The sequence below is a fragment of the bacterium genome (genome assembly GCA_023150945.1).
Classification (GTDB): Bacteria; Zhuqueibacterota; Zhuqueibacteria; order Zhuqueibacterales; family Zhuqueibacteraceae; genus Coneutiohabitans.
Map to the genome: position 1 here is coordinate 1 of JAKLJX010000103.1, position 548 is coordinate 548.

Sequence of the window (548 nt, forward strand, 5' to 3'; positions counted from 1 at the left end):
AAAGTTCTTCATTCATGTGAACGTCATCTCGGATTTGTTTAAGAAGAAATTTCTGGCCTATTTGCAGGAGGCGTATGATGACGATGAATTGAAGTTTGTCGGCAAAACCGCGGCCTTAGAATCACCCGAAGCTTTCAAGGAACTGAAGGCAAGATTGTACGCGAAGAAATGGGTGACGTATTGCAAAGCACCATTCGGCGGACCGGAGCAAGTGCTCAACTATCTGGCCGGCTACACGCATCGGGTCGCGATTTCCAACCATCGCCTGATCAAGATCGAAGAGGGGAAGGTCGTTTTCAAGTGGCGCGATTACCGCGATGGAAAAACCAAGGTGATGCGCTTGGAGGCGTTTGAGTTTATCCGGCGATTCTTGTTGCACGTGTTGCCCGGCAACTTTTACAAAATCCGCTATTATGGCATTTGGAGCAGCCGTAACCGCAAGACCAAGCTCAAGCGCTGCCAGGAGATCTTGGGAGCGGCAACGGCTCAGCAGGCGCCATCAACGCCGGCGTTCAATTGGGAAGAGTGGCTTTTTGAGTTGACGGGCA

At 51.1% G+C, this 548-nt stretch carries 1 protein-coding gene; it reads left to right on the plus strand.

Translation table 11 applies throughout. The annotated features are described in order from the left end of the window. Positions 1-548, plus strand: a 548-nt coding sequence (locus tag L6R21_28250) for a transposase (GenBank protein MCK6563097.1), incomplete at both ends; no start/stop codon positions are given.